Annotated in this window: 1 protein-coding gene; it reads right to left on the bottom strand. The window is 64.6% G+C overall.

The window, feature by feature from the left end; genetic code table 11:
• Positions 1–145 precede the first annotated feature (145 nt).
• Entirely contained in the window at positions 146–3,040 is a 2,895-nt protein-coding gene (locus tag H5T65_14000; protein MBC7260340.1) for a PAS domain S-box protein, read from the bottom strand.
• Between the last annotated feature and the right edge of the window lie 468 nt (positions 3,041–3,508).

The following is a 3,508-nucleotide window of genomic DNA, read 5'->3' as shown; positions in this document are numbered from 1 at the left end:
CTGACCTCCTTGGCAAAATGCCATAAGTTGTATGCGGATAGGGTGGAACACCCCACTAACCCGCGATTGTACAACAAGGTCGTCAGCCCTTCCATTTTATCTACCGGCAAACCCCACCCCGCGCCGCCCAGGGTGGGGGATGCCCCTACAACCCCATGTCGTCCAGGTCCAGCACCTGCCGCACCTTGCGGGCCAGGGCCGCCGCCGTGAACGGCTTCTGCAGGAACGCAACCCCCGGCTTCAGGATGCCCTTGCGCACGATAGCGTTGTCGGTGTATCCCGACACGAATAGCGTCTTGATTCCGGGGCGCACGGCGGCCAGCCGCTCGCTGAGTTCCTGCCCGTTCATCTGCGGCATCACCACATCGGTTACCAGGAGGTGAATCTCGCCGGCGTACTCGTCCGCCACGCGCAGCGCGTGCTCGCCGTCCATCGCCTCCAGCACGCGATACCCCTGCTCCCTCAGCGTCCGCGTGAGGATGTCCCGCACCATCGCCTCGTCTTCCACCACCAGCACCGTCTCTGTGCCGCCTGGGATGAATCCCTCTTCGTCGCGACGTGGCAGCCGTTCGGCCTCGGCCTCCACCGCCGGCAGGTAGATTCTGAACGTGGTGCCCTTGCCCGGCTCCGAGTCGCAGTAGATGTTGCCGCCATGCTGCTTCACGATGCCGTACACGGTCGCCAGGCCCAGGCCGGTGCCCTTGCCCGGCTCCTTCGTCGTGAAGAATGGCTCAAACAGGTGCGCCTTCACCTCGTCGGTCATGCCCACGCCGGTATCGGTAACGGCAAGCATCACATAGTCGCCCGGCTCCATGCCCGGATGTCGGTGGGCATACTCCGCGCCCAGCGCCGCGTTCGCCGTCTCAACGATGAGTTTGCCGCCGTCGGGCATGGCGTCGCGGGCGTTGACGGCAAGGTTGACGATGACCTGCTCTATCTGGCCGGGATCGACCTTCACTCGGGCCAGGCCCTCGCCCAGGATGGTTACCAGTTCCACGTCCTCGCCGATAAGTCGCCGCAGCATCTTGTCCAGGTTCAGGATCAGGTCGTTGAGGTTGATGACGCGCTGCTCAATGATTTGGCGGCGCGAGAAGGCCAGCAGTTGGCGGGTCAGGTTGGCGGCGCGCTGGGCCGATTGGATCACCTGCTCCACGTCCGCATGCACGGGGTCGCCCGGGGGCAGGGCCTCCAGCGCGAAGGTGGCGTAGCCTGTGATGGCGGTGAGGATGTTGTTGAAGTCGTGGGCGATGCCGCCGGCCAGCCGCCCCACCACCTCCATCTTCTGCGCCTGCAGCAGCCGCTCCTCCATCTGCTTGCGCTCGGTGGTATCGCGGATGATCACCTGCACCGCCGGCGCGCCCTCCCACTCAATCGGCACCGAGCACACGTCCGCGTAGAACTCGGTCCCGTCCAGGCGAAGGAGTTTCTCCTCAATCAGCGGCTGGGGCTCCCGCTCCTCCTGCCCCCGCATCATCCGTTCCCGAACCATTTCGTGGAATTCCGGCGCTACAAAGTCCAGCACCTGCTTGCCGATGAGGTCATCGGGGCTTTGCGCGCCGAACATCTCCGCCGCGGCGCGGTTGGCGAACAGGATTTCCCCGTACCGATGAACCCACATGCCATCGGGCGACAGGTTCACCAGCGACCGATAGCGCTGCTCACTCTCGCGCAGGGCCTGCTCGGCGCGCTTGCGCTCGGTGATGTCGCGCACCACGCACAACAGGCAGGCGCGCCCCGCAACATGGATGATCTCGGCGGTGAGCAGGCCCACGAACTCTGTCCCGTCCTTTTTTCGGAACCACACCTCTTCGTTGCGCACGGCCTCGCCCTGGGCCAGTCGCCGCATCACCTCGCGTCGCTGGTCCGGTTCGCACCACAGACGCAGGTCCTCGCCCGTCTTGCCGATGACCTCGTCGCGGGCGTAGCCGGTCGCCTGGAGAAAGCCGTCGTTCACATCCGGATAGACGCCGGTGTCCATGTCGGCGATGGTGATGAGGTCCGCGGAACTGTGGAACACGGCGCGGAGTTGGGCCTCGCTGTCGCGCAGGGCGGCCTCGGCCTGGCGGCGCTCGCTGATGTCGTCAAAGATGGCCACGATTTCTCCTGAGGGGAGTTTGTACACATGATTCTCGGCCCAAAAGGCGAGGCGGTCGTCCACGTATCGGGCAGCGGCGTGGCGCTCGGGCGCGCCGGTCTTCCACACGCGCCGGAACACATCCAGCAGGCCAAAATCGCGTACACCGGGAAAGACCTCCGTAACAGGGCGGCCTATCGCGTCCTCGCGCTTCACGCGGGTGATGCGGACCGCCGCGTCGTTGAGGTCGCGGATGATGAAATCCGCGCCATCGGGCAGGGCCTCATAGACGGCTACGCCGCTGCTCATGCGTGCAAAGAGTTCGCGGAACCGCGCCTCGCTCGCCCGAAGCGCATCCAGGGCCGCCTGCCGGTCGGCCTCGGCGCGCTGGCGCCGCTCGCGGTTGGTCAGAAGCCAGCCCATGAGCGCAGTAGCCACAGGGTAGATAAGCATGACCGGCAGAGCGATGGCGGGCAGAACCTGAAGATGCAGCGGCCACGGCAGTGTAAACATGCACAGCAGCATCGCAACGTGCACGACCACACCGAACAGGTAGAGTTCCCGGCGGCGCATCTCGTGCACAGTCCTGCGCCGCACGCGCGGCCACAGGACACCGATAGCCCCCGATACGACGATCACGATGACGCCGGTCAACGCGCCCGCGCCACCCTGGTACAGCCGAAAGGCCGCGGCGACCAGCGCCGCCACCGCCGTGGGAAACAGTCCGAAGAAAAGGCCCGACAGCGACAGCAGCACCGAGCGCGTGTCAAAGATCACGCCCGGGGCGAACTGCCACGGGTTGAGCATGATGACCACGCACATGCCGCCCAGGGCGAGACCGGTGGCCGCCTGCCGAAGAGAGGGTCTACCGCGCGGGCGGCCGAACCCCGGCAGATCGTAGAGCACGCCAAGCGCCAAGAGTAATGCCGCATTGTTGACCAACCCGAGGATAGCCGAAGGCAGCATAGTTCCCCCTCCGCCACTGCCGCTCTCCCATCGGCAGGCCAAACAGGTGTGGTGTGTGCCCATATTGTACACGAAAGATAACAATCCTGTCAATGGCTTCCATCCATGAATAGGCATGTATTTCTGCAAAAACTTATCAGGCCGATGAGCGGCAGCATGAAACGCAAAGAGGGTAGGGCAGGTTTTCGTACCTGCCTCTGCTTTCGGCGGCTATGGAAAGCCGCCCTACGTGTCTACATTCGCGCGGATTCGCGCGATTCGCGTTTACAACTCCCAACGTGCGACGCACCTCGGAGGTGCATCGCACGTTCTCCACGCACGTTCCCCATTCGCGTGGATTCGCGTCATTCGTGGTTACAACTCCCCACGTGCGGCTCCCCACTGCTTTCGGCGGCTATGGAAAGCCGCCCTACGTGTCTACATTCGCGCGGATTCGCGCCGCTCGTGGATGCGGCGGCGCCCGTTTTT

It is taken from the genome of Chloroflexota bacterium, from assembly GCA_014360805.1.
In the GTDB taxonomy this organism is placed as follows: domain Bacteria; phylum Chloroflexota; class Anaerolineae; order DTLA01; family DTLA01; genus DTLA01.
Note: the sequence above shows the minus strand (reverse complement) of the source record. Positions and strands in the feature narration are given on the sequence as shown.